The sequence below is a fragment of the Streptomyces sp. MBT65 genome (genome assembly GCF_016612545.1).
Classification (GTDB): domain Bacteria; phylum Actinomycetota; class Actinomycetes; order Streptomycetales; family Streptomycetaceae; genus Streptomyces.
On record NZ_JAENRY010000054.1, the window covers coordinates 25,757 to 41,918 of the forward strand.

Below are 16,162 nucleotides of genomic sequence, written 5' to 3' on the forward strand. Positions count from 1 at the left end.
GACCTCGGCCGCTCGGCCGACCCTGATCCCGATCGTGCGGTCGTCCGCGCCGACCCGGGCCCGGTGGCGGCCGTCGGCATCCGTGTCCTCCAACGTGGCACAGCACGGCCAGCCCCGCACCCCCGCGGCTCACCGGGCGTCCCGGAGCGGGCTCGCATAGACTCTCCGGGTCATGCACAGCCCCCGCGAGCCCCACGTCCCCGACGCCTACGTCCGTGTCCGCGGCGCCCGCGAGCACAATCTCCAGGGCGTCGACGTCGACATCCCGCGGGACGTGTTGACCGTGTTCACAGGCGTCTCCGGCTCCGGGAAGTCGTCCCTCGCCTTCGGCACGATCTACGCGGAGGCCCAGCGCCGCTACTTCGAGTCGGTGGCGCCGTACGCCCGCAGACTGATCCATCAGGTGGGCGCGCCGAAGGTCGCCGAGATCAGCGGCCTGCCGCCCGCGGTCTCGCTCCAGCAGCGCCGCTCGACGCCCACCTCCCGTTCCTCGGTGGGCACGGTCACCAACCTCTCCAATTCGCTCCGGATGCTGTTCTCCCGCGCCGGCGACTATCCGCCCGGCGCCGAACGCCTCGACTCGGACGCCTTCTCCCCCAACACGGCGGCGGGCGCGTGCCCGGAGTGCCACGGTCTCGGCCGGGTGCACCGCACGACCGAGGAGTCCCTGGTCCCCGACCCCTCCCTGTCGATCCGCGAGGGCGCGATCGCCGCGTGGCCGGGCGCATGGCAGGGCAAGAACCTGCGCGACATCCTGGACACCCTCGGCCACGACGTGGACGTGCCGTGGCGCGAACTCCCCTCCGAGCAGCGGGAGTGGATCCTCTTCACGGACGAGCAGCCGGTGGTCACGGTCCATCCGGTGCGGGACGCCGACCGCATCCAACGCCCCTACCAGGGCACGTACATGAGCGCCCGCCGCTACGTCATGAAGACCTTCTCCGACACGAAGAGCCCGACCCTGCGGGCGAAGGCGGAACGCTTCCTGACGAGCACCCCCTGCCCGGTGTGCAAAGGCCGCAGACTGCGGGCCGAGGCCCTGGCCGTCACGGTCGCGGGCCGCACGATCGCCGACCTGGCCGCGCTCCCGCTGGCGGAGTTGGCGGGCACGCCGGTCGGCACCTCGGAGGCGGCCCGCGTCCTGACCGAGGACCTCACCTCCCGTATCGCACCGATCCTCGAACTCGGCCTCGGCTACCTCAGCCTGGACCGCGCGACCCCCACCCTCTCGGCGGGCGAGCTCCAACGACTGCGCCTGGCGACCCAGTTGAGGTCCGGCCTCTTCGGAGTCGTCTACGTCCTCGACGAACCGTCCGCCGGCCTGCACCCCGCGGACACCGAGGCCCTGCTGACGGTGCTGGACCGGCTCAGGTCGGCGGGCAACTCGGTGTTCGTGGTGGAGCACCACCTGGACGTCATGCGCGCCGCCGACTGGCTGGTGGACGTGGGCCCGCTGGCCGGCGAGCACGGCGGGCGGATCCTGCACAGCGGACCGGTGGCCGAGCTGGCGACGGTGGCGGAGTCGGCGACGGCCCGCTTCCTCTTCGACCGCTCCCCCGCCCCGGCCCGCGAAGTCCGGTCACCGCGCGGCGAGTTGAAGGTCGGCCCGATCACCCGGCACAACCTGCGGGACGTGACGGCCGAGTTCCCCCTAGGCGTGTTCACCGCGGTCACCGGCGTCTCCGGCTCCGGCAAGTCCACGCTCATCGGCGAGATCACCGAGGAACTGCCCGGCGTGGGACGCCTGGTGTCCGTCGACCAGAAACCCATCGGCCGCACCCCACGCTCGAACCTCGCCACCTACACCGGCCTCTTCGACGTCGTCCGCAAGGTCTTCGCGACCACCGACGAGGCACGCCAACGGGGTTACGGCGTCGGCCGGTTCTCCTTCAACGTGCCCGGCGGCCGCTGCGAGACCTGCCAGGGCGAGGGATTCGTGAGCGTCGAGCTGCTCTTCCTCCCGAGCACCTACGCCCCCTGCCCGGACTGCGGCGGGGCACGCTACAACCCCGAGACACTCCAGGTGACGTACCGGGGACGGAACATCGCGCAGATCCTCGACCTGACGGTGGAGAGCGCGGCGGACTTCTTCGCGGACACGGACACTCCGGCCGTGTCCCGCAGCCTCACCACCCTCCTGGACGTGGGCCTCGGCTATCTGCACCTGGGCCAGCCCGCCACCGAGTTGTCCGGCGGCGAGGCCCAACGCATCAAACTGGCCACCGAGTTGCAGCGCACCCACCGCACCCACACCCTCTACCTCCTCGACGAACCGACCACCGGCCTCCACCCGGCCGACGTCGAGGTCCTCCTCCGCCAGCTCCACGGCCTGGTGGACGCCGGCCACACCGTGGTGGTCGTCGAGCACGACATGGCGGTGGTGGCGGGCGCGGACTGGGTGATCGACTTGGGGCCGGGTGGCGGAGAGAAGGGCGGCCGCATCGTGGCAGCGGGCCCGCCGAGGAAGATGGCGGTGGCGGAGGGAAGTGCTACGGCGCCCTATCTGGCAAGCGCGCTCGCCTAGTTGCCCCTGCTTTCAGGGGCGCCTGGCGTCCGCGGTGCTAGCTCAACAGACCGGCCACCAACTCACGGGGCAACCCATGAGTGTCGTGCAGATAGTGATAGTCCTCCTCACTCAGCGGCCCTCGGAACTCCGGCCGGGACAACACCCGCCGCCCCCGCTCGAGAAGCCGCCCGAACCGCCGCTCCTCGTCGAGAAGAACCTCCCGCACGATGCCGGTTCCCAGCGACTGCCGAAAATGGTCCACCGTGTGCTCGACGAGCTCGACCGGCAGATCGGACACCGTACGCGAGGGATCGTCCCGCCGCAGAACCGTCAGCAACCGCCGCACAAGCCGTCGTAGAACATACCCACGCCCGGTGTTGGAGGGCCGCACCCCGTCCCCGACGACCACGACGCTCGACCGCAGATGGTCGCAGACCACCCGCAGCGACTGTTCGTCCAGGTCCCACAGCAGTGGAATCGTCCGCATCCACGGCTCGAACAGGTCCGTCTCATAGACCGATCGCCGGCCCTGGAGGACGGACACAAGTCGCTCCAGGCCCATGCCCGTGTCGACGTCGACCTGCCGCAGCGGCCCGAGCCCGCCGTCCTCGCCCCGTTCGTAGCGCATGTGGACGTGGTTCCAGATCTCCACCCAGCGCGGGTCGGTGGTCGGGCGGCCCTCCGGTGGGCCGTCGCCGGTCCAGAAGAAGATCTCGGAGTCGGGGCCGCAGGGGCCGACCGTGCCGTTGGACCACCAGTTCTCGTCCCGGGTCGACTCCACCGGCAGGCCCAACTCCCGCCAGGTGCGCAGCGATTCGAGGTCGGGGCCGACCTGTTCGTCGCCGCCGAAGACGGTGACGTAGAGCTTCTCCTGTGGGATGCCGAAGCCGTCCCGCAGGAGTTCGTGGCCCCAGCGCAGGCTCTGCGGGTGGTCGTAGTCGCCGAGCGACCAGGAGCCGAGCATCTCGAACACGGTCAGGTGGGTGACGTCGCCGATCTCGTCGAGGTCGGTGGTGCGCAGACAGCGTTGGACGTTGACCAGGCGGCGCCCCTGTGGATGGGGGCGGCCCTGGAGGTACGGCGTGAGGGGGTGCATTCCGGAGGTGGTGAAGAGGACCGGGTCCGAGGGCGGTGGCAGGAGAGTGCTGCCGGTGATCGGCTCGTGTCCGCGTTCGCGGTAGAAGTCGAGGAAGGTGCGGACGATGTCGTCGGTGTTCATGGCGGTGGGTCCTTCGGGTCGGGTGGAGACCGGAAAGGAACCGCGGGGAGACCTGCGAAGAGGCTGGAAACGACACGTCCCGGCGGTCCGTTTCCGGCCGCCGGGAGAGGTCTGTGAGGTCAGGCGTCGGCGGCCGGCGAGCTGGTCGCTCGCGCGGTCGCGGTGCCGGTGTGCCTGATGATCCTCATGGACGCCACGCTAACAGGACGCCTCCGCGCCGTCCTGCGGATTTTCAGCGGGGCCTGCGCCACCGAGGTGCAGTGGTCCTGGTGCTGAGGTTGAGCGGTCACCCCGGCCTGGGCCGCGTGGGCGAGGGAGCGGCGGTCGGGGTGGCTGCCGGGCGCGATGGTCTCGCCCACCTCGACCTCGGCGATCAGTCCGCGTGCCGACACCACCCGCCACACCGAGGTGAGCAGGGAGTCGCTGCCGACGAAGGCGGGTGCGGTGCTGGCGGTACCCCCGTCGGTGAGGTAGTGCAGGCCGACGGGCTGGACGGGTACTCCGGCGTCGAGCGCGGCCTGGAAGACGGCCCGCCGGAAGTGTCCCTGCGCCCGGCCGCACCAGGTGCTGCCCTCGGGGAAGACGGCGACCGCTCCGCCGGCGCGCAGGGCGCCCGCGATGGAGGCGACCGTCTCGGGCAGGGCCCGCAGCCGGTCGCGGTCGATGAAGAGGGCGCCGCTGCCGGCGGTGAGCGTGCCGGCGACGGGCCAGTGCCGGATCTCGGCCTTGGCCAGCATCCGGGCGGGGCGGACGGCGGCCAGCAGCGGGATGTCCAGCCACGAGATGTGGTTGGCGACCAGCAGCAGCCCGCCGGTGGACGTGGTGGTGCCGGTGATGCGCAGCCGGATGCCGGCGGACCGGACGATCGTCCGGCACCACCAGCGCACCGCGCGGGCCGGGATCCGGCTGCCGACGGGGGTGAGCGCGGCCCCGACGGCCACCACGACCAGGACGGTCACGAAGCGCAGCACGGCGCGCGGTACGGCCGTGACGGACCCCTTCGACTCGATGCACGCCCTGGGGGTGCAGGGCGCGCTGGGCAGCCAGACGCTCATCACGCCGGGACGAGCGAGAGGAAGTGCCGCAGATAGCGCGGGTTGACCCGGCGCATCGACAGCAGCACGTACAGGTCGGCGACCCCGAAGTCCGGGTCGTGGGCGGGCTCGCCGCAGACCCAGGCGCCGAGGCGGACGTATCCGCGCAGCAGCGGCGGGAGTTCGACGCGCTCAGTGGGGCGGGTCACGCCGTCGGCGCTCCAGGGCAGCAGCGGTCGTACCCGGAACTCCTCGGGGGCGAGGTGCTTGGCACTGACCCGGTCCCAGGTGCCGGCGGCTAGGGCGCCGCCGTCGGCCAGCGGGATGGAGCAGCAGCCGGCGAGCCAGTCGTGGCCGCGGTCGACCATGTAGCGGGCGATGCCGGCCCAGATGAGGCCGATGACCGCGCCGTCGCGGTGGTCGGGGTGGACGCAGGAGCGGCCGACCTCGACGAGGCCCGGGCGGATCGAGTCGAGGGGGGCGAGGTCGAACTCGCTCTCCGAGTAGAGCCGTCCGGCGACCGCGGCGCGCTCGGGCGGCAGCAGCCGGTAGGTGCCGACCACCTGCCCGGTGACCGTGTCGCGGACGAGGAGGTGGTCGCAGTACGCGTCGAAGGCGTCCACGTCCAGGCCGGGCTCCGGGCTGGACAGGTGGGCGCCCATCTCCCCGGCGAAGACGTCGTGCCGCAGCCGCTGCGCGGCGCGTACGTCGTCCTCGTCTCGGGCGAGCGTGACGGTGTAGCGGGTGGGCGCGGCAGGCTGCGGGGGACGGTCGAGCGTGGATACGCCTGTCATGGCTCTCTCCTGGTCACGGGCCGGGGCCGGCTCGGCGGCGAGCGGTGCCGCCTTACCTGTTGTGCCGACGCCGGCTGTCCGTGGTGTGACCCGCGAAGAGAGAGGCGATGTGGGGTTGTTGAATGCCAGGGGTGCTTGGCGGAGCCGGGGTCGAGCACCACTCCGGCTCCGCCCGTTCGCACCCTGCCGGCGAACGTTCCGTGAGCTGGGACGTCTAGCGCTTGGCCACCTTGCGCGTCGCCCGCAGCCATTCCTTGTTCATCCCTGTGATGGACACCAGCGGGATGCCCTTCGGGCAGGCGGTGGCGCACTCGCCGGCCAGCGTGCAGCCGCCGAAGCCCTCCTCGTCCATCTGCGCGACCATGTCCAGCACCCGCGTCTCGCGCTCGGGGGCGCCCTGCGGGAGGACGTTGAGGTGGTTGATCTTGGCGGAGGTGAACAGCATCGCCGCACCGTTCGGACACGCGGCCACGCATGCCCCGCAGCCGATGCACTCGGCGTGCTCGAAGGCGAAGTCGGCGTCCGGTTTGGGCACGGCGGTGGCGTGTGCCTCGGGGGCCGCGCCGGTCGGGGCGGTGATGTAGCCGCCCGCCTGGATGATCCGGTCGAAGGCCGAGCGGTCCACGACGAGGTCCTTGACGACCGGGAACGCGGAGGCGCGCCACGGCTCGATGTCGATCGTGTCGCCGTCCTCGAAGGACCGCATGTGGAGTTGGCAGGTGGTGGTGCGCTCGGGGCCGTGCGCGTCGCCGTTGATGACCAGACTGCACGCGCCGCAGATGCCCTCGCGGCAGTCGTGGTCGAAGGCGACCGGGTCCTCGCCCTTGAGGATGAGTTCCTCGTTGAGGGTGTCGAGCATCTCCAGGAACGACATGTCCGTGGAGATTCCGTCCACTTGGTAGGTGGACATGGCGCCTTCGGCGTCTGCGTTGCGTTGCCGCCAGACGCGCAGGGTGAGCTTCATGCGTAGCTCCGCTGAGTGGGGTGGACGTACTCGAAGACCAGGTCTTCCTTGTGCAGTACGGGAGATGAGCCGGTGCCGGTGAACTCCCAGGCGGCCGCGTAGCCGAACTCCTCGTCCCTGCGCGCCGCTTCGCCGTCCGGGGTCTGCGACTCCTCGCGGAAGTGGCCGCCGCAGGACTCGGCGCGGTTGAGCGCGTCGAGGCACATCAGCTCGGCGAGTTCGAGGTAGTCGACGACGCGGTTCGCCTTCTCCAGCGACTGGTTGAACTCCTCGCCGGTGCCCGGGACCTTGATCCGCCGCCAGAACTCCTCGCGGATCTGCGGGATGCGTTCCAGCGCCTTGCGCAGTCCGCTGTCGGTGCGGGCCATGCCGCAGAACTCCCACATGAGTTCGCCGAGTTCACGGTGGAAGGAGTCCGGGGTGCGGTCGCCGTCCACCGCGAGCAGCAGGTTGATGCGGTCCTCGGTCTCGGCCAACACCTCTTGTACGGCGGGGTGTTGGACGCCGATCTCCTCGTGTCCGGGGTGGCGGGCGAGGTAGTCGTTGATGGTCGCCGGGAGCACGAAGTAGCCGTCGGCGAGGCCCTGCATCAGCGCGGAGGCGCCGAGGCGGTTGGCGCCATGGTCGGAGAAGTTGGCCTCGCCGATCGCGAACAGGCCCGGGATCGTGGTCTGGAGGTCGTAGTCGACCCACAGTCCGCCCATCGTGTAGTGCACGGCGGGATAGATCCGCATGGGGACCGTGTACGGGTCCTCGGCGGTGATCCGGGCGTACATGTCGAAGAGGTTGCCGTACTTCTCCTCGACGGCCTTGCGGCCCAACCGCCGTATGGCGTCGGCGAAGTCGAGGTAGACGCCCTGCCCCCCGGGGCCGACTCCCCTGCCCTCGTCGCACACGTTCTTCGCGGCGCGGGAGGCGATGTCTCGCGGCACCAGGTTGCCGAAGGACGGGTAGATGCGCTCCAGGTAGTAGTCGCGCTCGTCCTCGGGGATCTGGTTCGCGGGGCGCTGGTCGCCCTTGGCCTTCGGCACCCAGATCCGGCCGTCGTTGCGCAACGACTCGCTCATCAGGGTGAGTTTGGACTGGTGCTCGCCGGTTCGCGGGATGCAGGTCGGATGGATCTGCGTGAAGCACGGGTTGGCGAAGAGCGCGCCGCGCCGGTGCGCCCGCCACACGGCGGTGGCGTTGGAGTTCATGGCGTTCGTCGACAGGTAGAAGACGTTGCCGTATCCACCGCTGGCGAGGACGACGGCGTCCGCGAAGTAGGTGTCGATACGGCCGCTGATGAGATCGCGCGCCACGATCCCGCGCGCCTTCCCGTCGATGACGATCAGGTCGAGCATCTCGGTGCGCGGGTGCATCTCGATGTTGCCCGCGGCGATCTGCCGGGACAGCGCCTGGTAGGCGCCGAGCAGGAGTTGCTGGCCTGTCTGGCCTCGGGCGTAGAACGTCCGTGACACCTGCACACCGCCGAAGGAGCGGGTGTCGAGGAGGCCGCCGTACTCCCGCGCGAAGGGCACGCCCTGCGCCACGCACTGGTCGATGATCTCGACCGAGATCTGCGCCAGGCGGTGGACGTTGGACTCCCGCGCCCTGAAGTCGCCGCCCTTGACGGTGTCGTAGAAGAGGCGGTGGACGGAGTCGCCGTCGTTGCGGTAGTTCTTCGCCGCGTTGATGCCGCCCTGGGCGGCGATCGAGTGGGCGCGGCGCGGGGAGTCCTGGTAGCAGAACTGGACGACGTGGTAGCCCTGTTCGGCGAGGGTGGCCCCTGCGGAGCCACCCGCGAGGCCGGTGCCGACGACGATCACCGTGTGTTTGCGTCGGTTGGCCGGGTTGACGAGTTTGGCCTCGAAACGGCGGGTGTCCCAGCGCTCGTTGATCGGGCCGGTCGGGGACTTGGTGTCCGTGACGGGCTCGCCGGTCGTGAAGTCCGCGTATTCAAGGGCCATTTCAGCTCACCACTCCGGTCATGACGCCCACGGGCACGGCGATGAAGCCGGCGGTGAGCAGCAGTGCGAGGACATTGGCGATGGTCTTCAGGGCGCGGTCGCGGCTGCGGCTGCCCGCGCCGAGGGTCTGGGCCGCGCTCCAGAAGCCGTGCCGGACGTGCAGGCCGAGGGCGAGCATCGCGACGATGTAGATGGTGTCGCCGTACCAGGTGGAGAAGGTGTCCACGACGTTCTGGTACGGGTGGCCCTCCTGGAAGCCGCCGGAGTGCACGGTGCCGGTCGTCAGGTCAAGGATGTGCCAGACGATGAACAGGGCGAGGATGATCCCGCCCCAGCGCATGGTGCGCGTCGCGTAGGTCGCCCGGGGTTTCCTGTGCACGTACTTGCTGGGGCGCGCCTTGATGTCGCGGCGGCTGAGCTGGTACGCGGAGACGGCGTGCGCGACGACGGCGACGACGAGGACGATCCGGATCAGCCAGAGCGTCCACTCGTAGTGCATGAAGGGTTCGCCGACGGTGCGCAGCCAGTGGGCGTAGTGGTTGAACTCCCCCGCGCCGAAGAAGATCTTCAGGTTCCCGATCATGTGGACGACCAGGTACAGCAGCATGATCAGGCCGCTGACGGCCATCACTGTCTTCTTGCCGACGGAGCTGTCCCACACCGTGCGCGCCATCGACGGCCGTCGGTCCGTCCGCGTTGCCAGAGCCATGACTACGGACGTTAGGCGCCGGAGGGTCGATCGGTCCAAGACATGATCTGCCTGGATTCCATAGGCTACGGCTATCGTGGGGGCATGCAGTTCCAGCAGCTCCAGTACTTCGTGGCCGTCGCCGAGACCCGGCACTTCACCCGGGCCGCCGATCTGGTCCATGTCGCGCAGCCCTCGTTGTCCCAGCAGATCAAGGCGCTGGAGCGGGAGTTGGGGGCCGATCTGTTCCTGCGGGCGCGGGGCAACATCACGCTCACGGACGCGGGCGAGGCGCTGCTGCCGCTCGCCCGGCGGATCCTGGCGGACGCGGACACGGCCCGGCACGAGGTCCTCGAACTGGTCCAACTGCGCAGCGGCCGGGTCAGGTTGGGGGCGACCCCGAGCCTGTGCACGGGTCTGCTGCCGGATGTGCTGCGCGCCTTCCACGACCGCTATCCGGGCATCCGGCTGCTGATCGAGGAGGGCGGTTCGCACGATCTCGTCCGCGAACTAGCGCGCGGCGCCCTGGACTTGGCCCTGGTGGTGCTGCCGCTGCCCACTCCGTCACCGGCGCTGACGACGGTGGAGCTGCTGCGCGAGGACCTGGTGGTCGTGTCGTCGCCGGAGGCGCCGGTGCCGGGCCGTGGGCGGACCGTGCGGATCTCCGATCTGGAGGGCGAGCGTCTGGTGATGTTCCGGCACGGCTACGACCTGCGCGAACTGACCGTCGCCGCGTGCCGCGCCGAGGGTTTCGAGCCCGACTTCGCGGTGGAGGGCGGCGAGATGGACGCCGTGCTCGGCTTCGTGCGGGCGGGGCTCGGCGTGGCCGTCGTACCGCGCATGGTGGCGACGAAGTCGGGGCGGGGGCTGCGGGTGACGCCGTTGGCGCGGCCCGGGCTGCACCGGACGATCGCACTCGCGCATCGCAGCGATGTGGCTCCGCCGCGGGCGGCCCGGGAGTTGCAGCGGATGCTGCTGGAGCGTTGATCGCCGCCTAGCATGGGGGCTTCTCTCAGAGGGGTGACCGGATTGCACCGGATACGGTTGGTGGGCGCGACGCTGCTCGGGCTGGTGCTCGTGGGCTGCGCGGGCTCAGGGAGCACGCCTTCCGGCGAGTCGAGCCGTACGACGGTTTCGGCATCCGCGTCGCCCAGCGCCTCGCCGACTCCCGTCGCCGACTCGGGGTGGCAGGCGTGGACCGCTTCCTACCCGGCGGAGGACGGCCGGTGCGAGGCGACGGCTCATCAGGTCGTGTGCCGCACCGGTTCCGGCGGTTTCGTCGGGCGCTCCCGCAGCACCGGACGGGTCACCTGGTCCGTCCCGCCGGCCGGCCGCGGCAAGGACGCGGACCTTGTCGTCGACTCGGCCAGCGAACGGGCCGTGACCAGCTCCGGCGCGACACTGAGCGCGGCGGATCTGCGCACGGGCAAGACCGCCTGGACGCGCCGGCTGACCGGCGGCTCCACCTACCCGGTGGTTCTCAGGGTGGCGGAGGGAACCGTCTACGTTCTCGAAACCCCGGCGGAGGGCATGAAGATCATCCCCCTCGCCGCCTTCCGGATGTCCGACGGCAGGACGCTGTGGCACCGCGGCGTCGCGGCGGATTCGTACGGGGACATGGCCGTCTTCGGGGGCCGTGTCTACACCACCGACGGCACGGAGGTCACCGCCCGCGACGCCCGTACCGGCGACACCGTGGCGACCAGCGCCGAGGGCGTCGAATGCCCCCACCTCGTCTCCGGCGGCCACTACCTCGTGTGCACCGGCAGCCCGATCTCCGCGGAGGACACCTTCCCGCCGCTCCGGCGCCTGGACCCGGACACGCTCCGGCCGCTGAGGACGGCCGAGGACACGGGGCAGAAGCCCGAGCGCGGGGTGATCTCGTCCGACGGTGTGCTCGTGCTGTACGAGGACAGCGCCGAGGACCCGGGCGGCGGGTCCTGGAACGCGTACGACCTCGTCCACCCCAAGAGGCTGTGGAGCTACGCCACCACCACGGAGGAGGCGGAGTTGGCCGGTGACCGGTTCGTCACCTTCACCCCGGTCAACGACGCCCCCGTCCGAGGACGCGTGATCACGATCGACCTGCACGCCGGCCCGAAGGCGAAAGGGGCCGCCGCGGCACGCATGTCCGCGCCGTACGCGCAGGCCCGGTACGGGGAGTACCCCCGGCTCGTCCTGCCGGGCGGCGACCCGGACCATGTCGTCGTGCAGGCGGCCACCCATCGCGGCCTGCGGTCGATGCCGCTGCCCTGAGGCAGCGGTCGCTCAGCCCGTCGCGTCGACCAGCGCCAGGTCGTGCAGTCGGTCCGGCGGGCCGGGGCGGGCGTAGTACCAGCCCTGGGCCGTGTCGCAGCCGAGTATGCGGAGCTGTTCGGCCTGTGCGCCCGTCTCGACGCCCTCGACCGTCACCGTGAGGTTCAGGCTGTGGGCGAGGGAGACGATGCCCTCGACGATCTTGAGGTCGACGGGGTCGGCCGGGAACTGCTGCATGCTCTGGGTGAAGGAGCGGTCCAGCTTGAGGATGCTCACCGGGAGGCGGCGGAGGTTGGCGAGGTTCGAGTAGCCGGTGCCGAAGTCGTCCAGGGCGATGTCGACGCCCATCTCGGCGAGTTGCCGCAGCGGCTTCAGCAGATCGTCGTCGGCTCCGATCAGCGCCGACTCGGTGACCTCCAGGCAGAGCGCGTCGGGGGCGACGCCGGTGCGCTCCAGGATGTCCACGGTGTCCTGGACCAGGCCGGGGTGGGTGAGCTGGCAGGGCGAGAGGTTGACGTTGATGCGCAGGGGCACGCCGTCGCCGTACGACTCGCGCCAGGCACGGGCCTGTCGTACGGACTGTTCCAGGACCCAGCGGCCCAACGGGACGATCAGGCCGGTGTGTTCGGCGAGCGGGATGAAGCGGTCGGGGCCCAGGACGCCGTGCTGCGGGTGCAGCCAGCGGACCAGGGCCTCGGCGCCGCGCACGCTGCCGTCGCCGAGGTGGACCAGCGGCTGGTACTCGATGAAGAACTCGTTGCGGTCCAGGGCGGCCGGCAGCGCGTTGGTCAGGCCGTGGCGGGTGATCGCGCGGGCGTCGGCCTCCGGGTCGGCGAGTTCGAAGCGGTTGCCGCCCGCCGACTTGGCCCGGTACATCGTGATGTCGGCGCTGCGCAGCACCTCCGCCGGGCCGCGCTCGCCGGCCGGGCCCTCGACGATGCCGATGGAGCCGCGCACGGTGAGGTCACGGCCGTCGATGCTGACCGGGGTGATCAGCGCGTTCATGATGCGGCCGGCGAGTTCGTCGACCTCGCGCTCGGTGTCGGGCCCGGTGGTCAGCGCCACGAACTCGTCGCCGCCGAGCCGGGCGACCATCTCGCCGGGCGCGGTCGCACACGACTGGAGCCGGTCGGCGACCTCGACGAGCAGCCGGTCACCGGCCGCGTGGCCGAGGCTGTCGTTGATGGTCTTGAAGCCGTCGAGGTCGAGGTAGCACAGGCCGAACCGCTGGTTGTCGCCCGCGCCGAGCGCCTTCTCCAAGCGCTCGAAGAACAGGGTGCGGTTCGGGAGGCCGGTGAGCGCGTCGTGGGTCGCCTCGTAGCGCAGCCGCAGATTGAGCAGCCGGCGCTCGGTGGTGTCCTCCATGAGGGCGAGCTGGTACTGCGGGTTGCCGTCGGCGTCGCGCAGCAGGGAGACCGTGAGGTTGGTCCACAGGACCGTTCCGTCGGGCCGGTAGAACGCCTTCTCGACATGGTAGTGCTCGCGCTCGCCGCGGACGAGTTCGTCGTAGAGGGTCCAGGTCTGGGGCGCGTCGTCCGGGTGGGTCCACTCGCGGACGTTGCGGCCGCCCATGGTCTGCTCGGTGATGCCGAACATGCGCAGCAGCGCGCCGTTGACCTGGAGGATGTTGCCGTCGAGGTCGGCCATGCCGATTCCTATGGCCGCGCCCTCGAAGACCGCGCGGAAGCGGGCCTCGGTCGCGTGCAGGGCCTGGGCGACGACGCCCTGGGCCTGGAGGGCGGCCACCGAGATGGCCTCCTGCTCGGCCAGCGTGCGCTCGCGCAGTTCCTGGGCGAAGCCGGCGGCCATGGCGTGCTGGAGGCGGGCCGAGCGGATCCGCAGGTCCTCCTGGGGGCCGTCGCCGCCGCAGTAGAGGACCAGGTAGGCGTCGACGCACTCCAGGGTGTGGGTGAGGGCGTCGGGGTCGGTGCAGTGCGCGCTGACGAGGGCGGAGCCGACGGCCTTGCCCTCCTCGGCCTCGAAGGTCCGGGCGCGCAGCGCCTCGCTCAACCGCCGGGCCAGCGGCAGGAGCAGTTCCTCGAACTCGGGCCGGGTCAGCGAGGTGGAGGTCGCCGGGAACACCGCGCGGCTCCAGATCGTCGCGAACCTGCGCAGTCTGCCCTCCGGCCCGTCCGGCTCCGCGATCACGCCGTGCGTCCTACGCCGGCGAATCCGGAGAAGGAGTACGGATCCTCGTCCTCCAGCACCGTGTCCGGCCGCCACTCCGGCATCGGCACCAGTCCCGGTTCCACCATGTCGTACCCCTCGAAGAACCGCGCGATCTCCTCGCGCGAGCGCATGATCAGCGGATTGCGGATGTCCTTGTACACGTCGACCGCGCCCTCCGCTCGCTCCGGTGGCAACGGGATTCCCTCGTACGAGGCATGGGTGAGGATGAGCAGGCTGCCGGGCGCGAGCGCCTCGCGCAGCTGTGCCACCGCTCCGTACGGGTCGTCCGTGTCTTCCACGAAGTGCAGTATGGCAACGAGAAGTAAGGCCACTGGCCGATTCACGTCGATCAGCCGCTGGACCTCGGGGCTCGCCAGGATCTCCTGGGGCTTGCGGAGGTCGGCCGCGACGACGCCCGCCGTCTCGTTGCCGGCCAGCACGGCCTGGCTGTGCGCGACCGCCACCGGGTCGTGGTCGACGTACATGACATGGGCGCCGGGGCTGGCCGCCTGGGCCACCTCGTGGACGTTGCCGAAGGTGGGGATCCCGGAGCCGATGTCGAGGAACTGGGTGATGCCCTCGGCCGCCGCGAAGCGTACGGCGCGGCGCATGAACGCCCGGTTCGCCTGCATGATCTTGGGAAGTCCCGGGAGGAACTCCATGGCCTTGCGGGCCGCCTCCCGGTCGACCTCGAAGTTGTGCGAACCGCCCAGGTAGTAGTCGTAGATACGCGAAACGCTCGGCACCGAGATGTCGATGCTTCGTGGTGCCCAGGCGGGACGCTCCATGTATCTCTCCAAGGCGTAGGCGATCCGGTGTTCGAGCTGAGGCTACTGATCGCCCGCCAAAGGAGCGAGCGGAAACGGAAATTGACCATCCGTTCCCGGTGACTGCCCGCGGCACGTGCCGAATTGACGTGCGGGGACATGCGGAGAAGCGCGCGGAATGCCGGAATTGGCGAATGGCCCACTGAGGGCGCACGCCAAAGCGGCCCGCCCCCTCCGTGCGGTGCGGAGGGGGCGGACCTGGGGTCGCGCGCGCTGTGTTGTTCGGCATTTCTGTCGCTTGCCCGCGACCCTCCCTTCCGCGTTTCGGTGCCGAGTGGGCGGGGAGCTGTCAACCCTGGGGAGGTTCTCGCTACGCCGCGGGCGCGCCGACCGCTTTCCCTTCAGGGGAGACGGCGTACCAAGTGCCGCCCACGCCCTGACCGTTGGTCTGTCCGGCGGCCGTGTCACCGGAGAAGGTGTAGATCGGCCAGCAGTCGACGGTCATCTGCTTGGCGCCGTCGGACCGGGTGAAGCCCATGAGGCCCTTCTTCTCGACGCCCTTGGTGTCGTTCGCCGAGACGATCCCGACGGCCGGCCACTTCTCCGCGCAGGCACCGACGCAGTTCGAGACGGACTTGGGCCATGCCTTGTCCTTGAGGAAGCGGTAGACCGTGTGGCCGTTCTTGTCGACGACGATGTCACCGAGCTTGGCGTCCTTGCGGACGGAGAGGCCGGGCAGCGAGGCGAGGGTCGCCTTCTTGCCGTCGGGGGCCAGCGCGTACCACTTGCCGCCCACACCCTGGCCGTTGACGTCACCGGCGTTGACGTCCTTGGCGTAACGGTAGGCGGGCCAGCCGCCGATGGTCAGCTGCTTGGTGCCGTCGGTACGGGTCACCTCGCCGAGGAGGGCCTTGTCGATACCGGCACCGGCCGTGGCGTCGTCCGCGGGAACCGGCGGCCACGCGGTGGCGCAGTCGCCGTCGCAGTTGGACTTGGGCGGATTGGCCGTGTCGGCGTCGAAACGGTAGAGGGTCAGACCCGCTCCGTCGCTCAACACCTTGCCGAGGTCGGGGTTGTTGGCAACGGTCAGCTCGCCCGCGGGCTCGGCGGCAGCGGCCTGCTGGCCGTCCGCGCCGTAGCCGTTGCCGGCACCGGTGCTGGGGCTCGACGTGGCCGCACCGACGCTTCCGTAACCTCCGGCCGCCGCCGTGGCACCGACGTTCTGTGCCGCAGAGGAAGGCGTGGTCACATTGTCCGAACCGCACGCCGCCGTCAACGCCATGACGGACACGGCCGTCGCCGCGAGTGAGGCGCTCCGCCAGGAGGTCTTCATCGTCAACTCCCCATAATTCCCTGGATGTTGCAGCGCCCGTCTGTGCCGCCGCACGGTCCTAGGTACGGGTGGGGACCACGGAAGTGTTCAACGGCCGCACAAATTTCTTTCCGACACCTGTGACACAGCCCCGCTCTCGTATGCGCGTACGCATCCGGCCACCTTCGGGAAACGGTTCGTCAAACCGTCGCACCCCGCCTTCCACTCCTTCGGGGCAATCCTTCCGCGCCCCGGCGCGTCCCCGCGCGCGAGGCCTCATGATCTCCGTCGTGCATGGACCCGAACCGACCCGAACCGCCCTCGTCGCAAGGGTGTTGACCCTGGTGACGCTGACCTGGCTGCTGACGGGCGCACCGGCGGGCCCGGCGGCGGCCGACGCGTGTGCGTACGCCTCGACGGGGCCGGACGGCACGGAGGCGGTGGCGGTCGCCGGTGGCGACTCCTGGCCGATCCCCCCGGCCTGCCGGTAACCGACCCCGAAGC

Annotated in this window: 13 protein-coding genes; 4 read left to right on the top strand and 9 right to left on the bottom strand. The window is 70.6% G+C overall.

The annotated features are described in order from the left end of the window. Positions 1–172: 172 nt before the first annotated feature. A complete protein-coding gene (locus tag JHN63_RS14805; protein ID WP_200680580.1) occupies positions 173–2,524 on the top strand; it encodes an excinuclease ABC subunit UvrA in 2,352 nt (783 codons plus the stop codon). Between the two features lie 37 nt (positions 2,525–2,561). Here the strand turns inward: JHN63_RS14805 and JHN63_RS14810 are convergent, their stop codons facing one another. The 6 genes from JHN63_RS14810 to JHN63_RS14835 all read right to left on the bottom strand — a co-directional run bounded on the left by JHN63_RS14810 (position 2,562) and on the right by JHN63_RS14835 (position 9,139). Then, positions 2,562–3,725 (bottom strand): alanine--tRNA ligase-related protein, encoded by a 1,164-nt coding sequence (locus JHN63_RS14810; RefSeq protein ID WP_200680582.1) that lies wholly within the window; start codon positions 3,723–3,725, stop codon positions 2,562–2,564. A 119-nt stretch (positions 3,726–3,844) separates the two neighbouring features. Next, on the bottom strand, positions 3,845–4,780 hold the full coding sequence (locus JHN63_RS14815) for a 1-acyl-sn-glycerol-3-phosphate acyltransferase (protein ID WP_200680584.1): 936 nt from the start codon (positions 4,778–4,780) through the stop codon (positions 3,845–3,847). After that, positions 4,780–5,553, bottom strand: coding sequence for a GNAT family N-acetyltransferase (locus JHN63_RS14820; protein WP_200680591.1), 774 nt, complete (start codon positions 5,551–5,553; stop codon positions 4,780–4,782). Before JHN63_RS14820 ends, JHN63_RS14815 begins: the two co-directional genes overlap by 1 nt. A 214-nt stretch (positions 5,554–5,767) precedes the next feature. Further along, positions 5,768–6,517, bottom strand: coding sequence for a succinate dehydrogenase/fumarate reductase iron-sulfur subunit (locus JHN63_RS14825; protein ID WP_200680593.1), 750 nt, complete (start codon positions 6,515–6,517; stop codon positions 5,768–5,770). Beyond that, positions 6,514–8,466, bottom strand: coding sequence for a fumarate reductase/succinate dehydrogenase flavoprotein subunit (locus JHN63_RS14830; protein ID WP_200680595.1), 1,953 nt, complete (start codon positions 8,464–8,466; stop codon positions 6,514–6,516). The genes JHN63_RS14825 and JHN63_RS14830 overlap by 4 nt, the downstream gene beginning before the upstream one ends. A 1-nt stretch (position 8,467) precedes the next feature. Further along, positions 8,468–9,139 carry a succinate dehydrogenase gene (locus JHN63_RS14835; RefSeq protein ID WP_200680614.1) on the bottom strand — a complete coding sequence of 224 codons (672 nt, stop codon included), beginning with the start codon at positions 9,137–9,139 and terminating at the stop codon, positions 8,468–8,470. A 120-nt stretch (positions 9,140–9,259) separates the two neighbouring features. On the opposite strand from JHN63_RS14835, the gene JHN63_RS14840 reads away from it, so the two are divergent. Both JHN63_RS14840 and JHN63_RS14845 read left to right on the top strand, forming a co-directional pair. Continuing rightward, positions 9,260–10,141 carry a LysR family transcriptional regulator gene (locus JHN63_RS14840; RefSeq protein WP_200680597.1) on the top strand — a complete coding sequence of 294 codons (882 nt, stop codon included), beginning with the start codon at positions 9,260–9,262 and terminating at the stop codon, positions 10,139–10,141. Between the two features lie 33 nt (positions 10,142–10,174). Next, positions 10,175–11,410, top strand: coding sequence for a PQQ-binding-like beta-propeller repeat protein (locus JHN63_RS14845; protein WP_307781895.1), 1,236 nt, complete (start codon positions 10,175–10,177; stop codon positions 11,408–11,410). A 12-nt stretch (positions 11,411–11,422) separates the two neighbouring features. On the opposite strand, the gene JHN63_RS14850 is transcribed toward JHN63_RS14845, so the two are convergent. From JHN63_RS14850 to JHN63_RS14860, 3 genes are all read right to left on the bottom strand, one after another. Continuing rightward, on the bottom strand, positions 11,423–13,558 hold the full coding sequence (locus JHN63_RS14850; protein WP_200680601.1) for a bifunctional diguanylate cyclase/phosphodiesterase: 2,136 nt from the start codon (positions 13,556–13,558) through the stop codon (positions 11,423–11,425). Then, entirely contained in the window at positions 13,555–14,367 is an 813-nt protein-coding gene (locus JHN63_RS14855) for an SAM-dependent methyltransferase (protein WP_200680603.1), read from the bottom strand. The genes JHN63_RS14850 and JHN63_RS14855 overlap by 4 nt, the downstream gene beginning before the upstream one ends. 349 nt (positions 14,368–14,716) lie before the next feature. Then, positions 14,717–15,679, bottom strand: a complete 963-nt coding sequence (locus JHN63_RS14860) for an SCO0930 family lipoprotein (protein WP_200680605.1) — start codon at positions 15,677–15,679, stop codon at positions 14,717–14,719. 269 nt (positions 15,680–15,948) lie between these two features. Here JHN63_RS14860 and JHN63_RS14865 point away from each other — a divergent pair, with 269 nt between their 5' ends. Then, positions 15,949–16,149 (top strand): hypothetical protein, encoded by a 201-nt coding sequence (locus JHN63_RS14865; RefSeq protein WP_200680607.1) that lies wholly within the window; start codon positions 15,949–15,951, stop codon positions 16,147–16,149. The last annotated feature ends 13 nt before the right edge of the window (positions 16,150–16,162 follow it).

Excerpts from the sequence above, each read along its gene's own strand:
- JHN63_RS14805 (WP_200680580.1), top strand. The coding sequence starts at position 173 with ATGCACAGCCCCCGCGAGCCCCACGTCCCCGACGCCTACGTCCGTGTC.
- JHN63_RS14810 (WP_200680582.1), bottom strand. The coding sequence starts at position 3,725 with ATGAACACCGACGACATCGTCCGCACCTTCCTCGACTTCTACCGCGAA.
- JHN63_RS14815 (WP_200680584.1), bottom strand. The coding sequence starts at position 4,780 with ATGAGCGTCTGGCTGCCCAGCGCGCCCTGCACCCCCAGGGCGTGCATC.
- JHN63_RS14820 (WP_200680591.1), bottom strand. The coding sequence starts at position 5,553 with ATGACAGGCGTATCCACGCTCGACCGTCCCCCGCAGCCTGCCGCGCCC.
- JHN63_RS14825 (WP_200680593.1), bottom strand. The coding sequence starts at position 6,517 with ATGAAGCTCACCCTGCGCGTCTGGCGGCAACGCAACGCAGACGCCGAA.
- JHN63_RS14830 (WP_200680595.1), bottom strand. The coding sequence starts at position 8,466 with ATGGCCCTTGAATACGCGGACTTCACGACCGGCGAGCCCGTCACGGAC.
- JHN63_RS14835 (WP_200680614.1), bottom strand. The coding sequence starts at position 9,139 with ATGGCGCGCACGGTGTGGGACAGCTCCGTCGGCAAGAAGACAGTGATG.
- JHN63_RS14840 (WP_200680597.1), top strand. The coding sequence starts at position 9,260 with ATGCAGTTCCAGCAGCTCCAGTACTTCGTGGCCGTCGCCGAGACCCGG.
- JHN63_RS14855 (WP_200680603.1), bottom strand. The coding sequence starts at position 14,367 with ATGGAGCGTCCCGCCTGGGCACCACGAAGCATCGACATCTCGGTGCCG.
- JHN63_RS14860 (WP_200680605.1), bottom strand. The coding sequence starts at position 15,679 with ATGAAGACCTCCTGGCGGAGCGCCTCACTCGCGGCGACGGCCGTGTCC.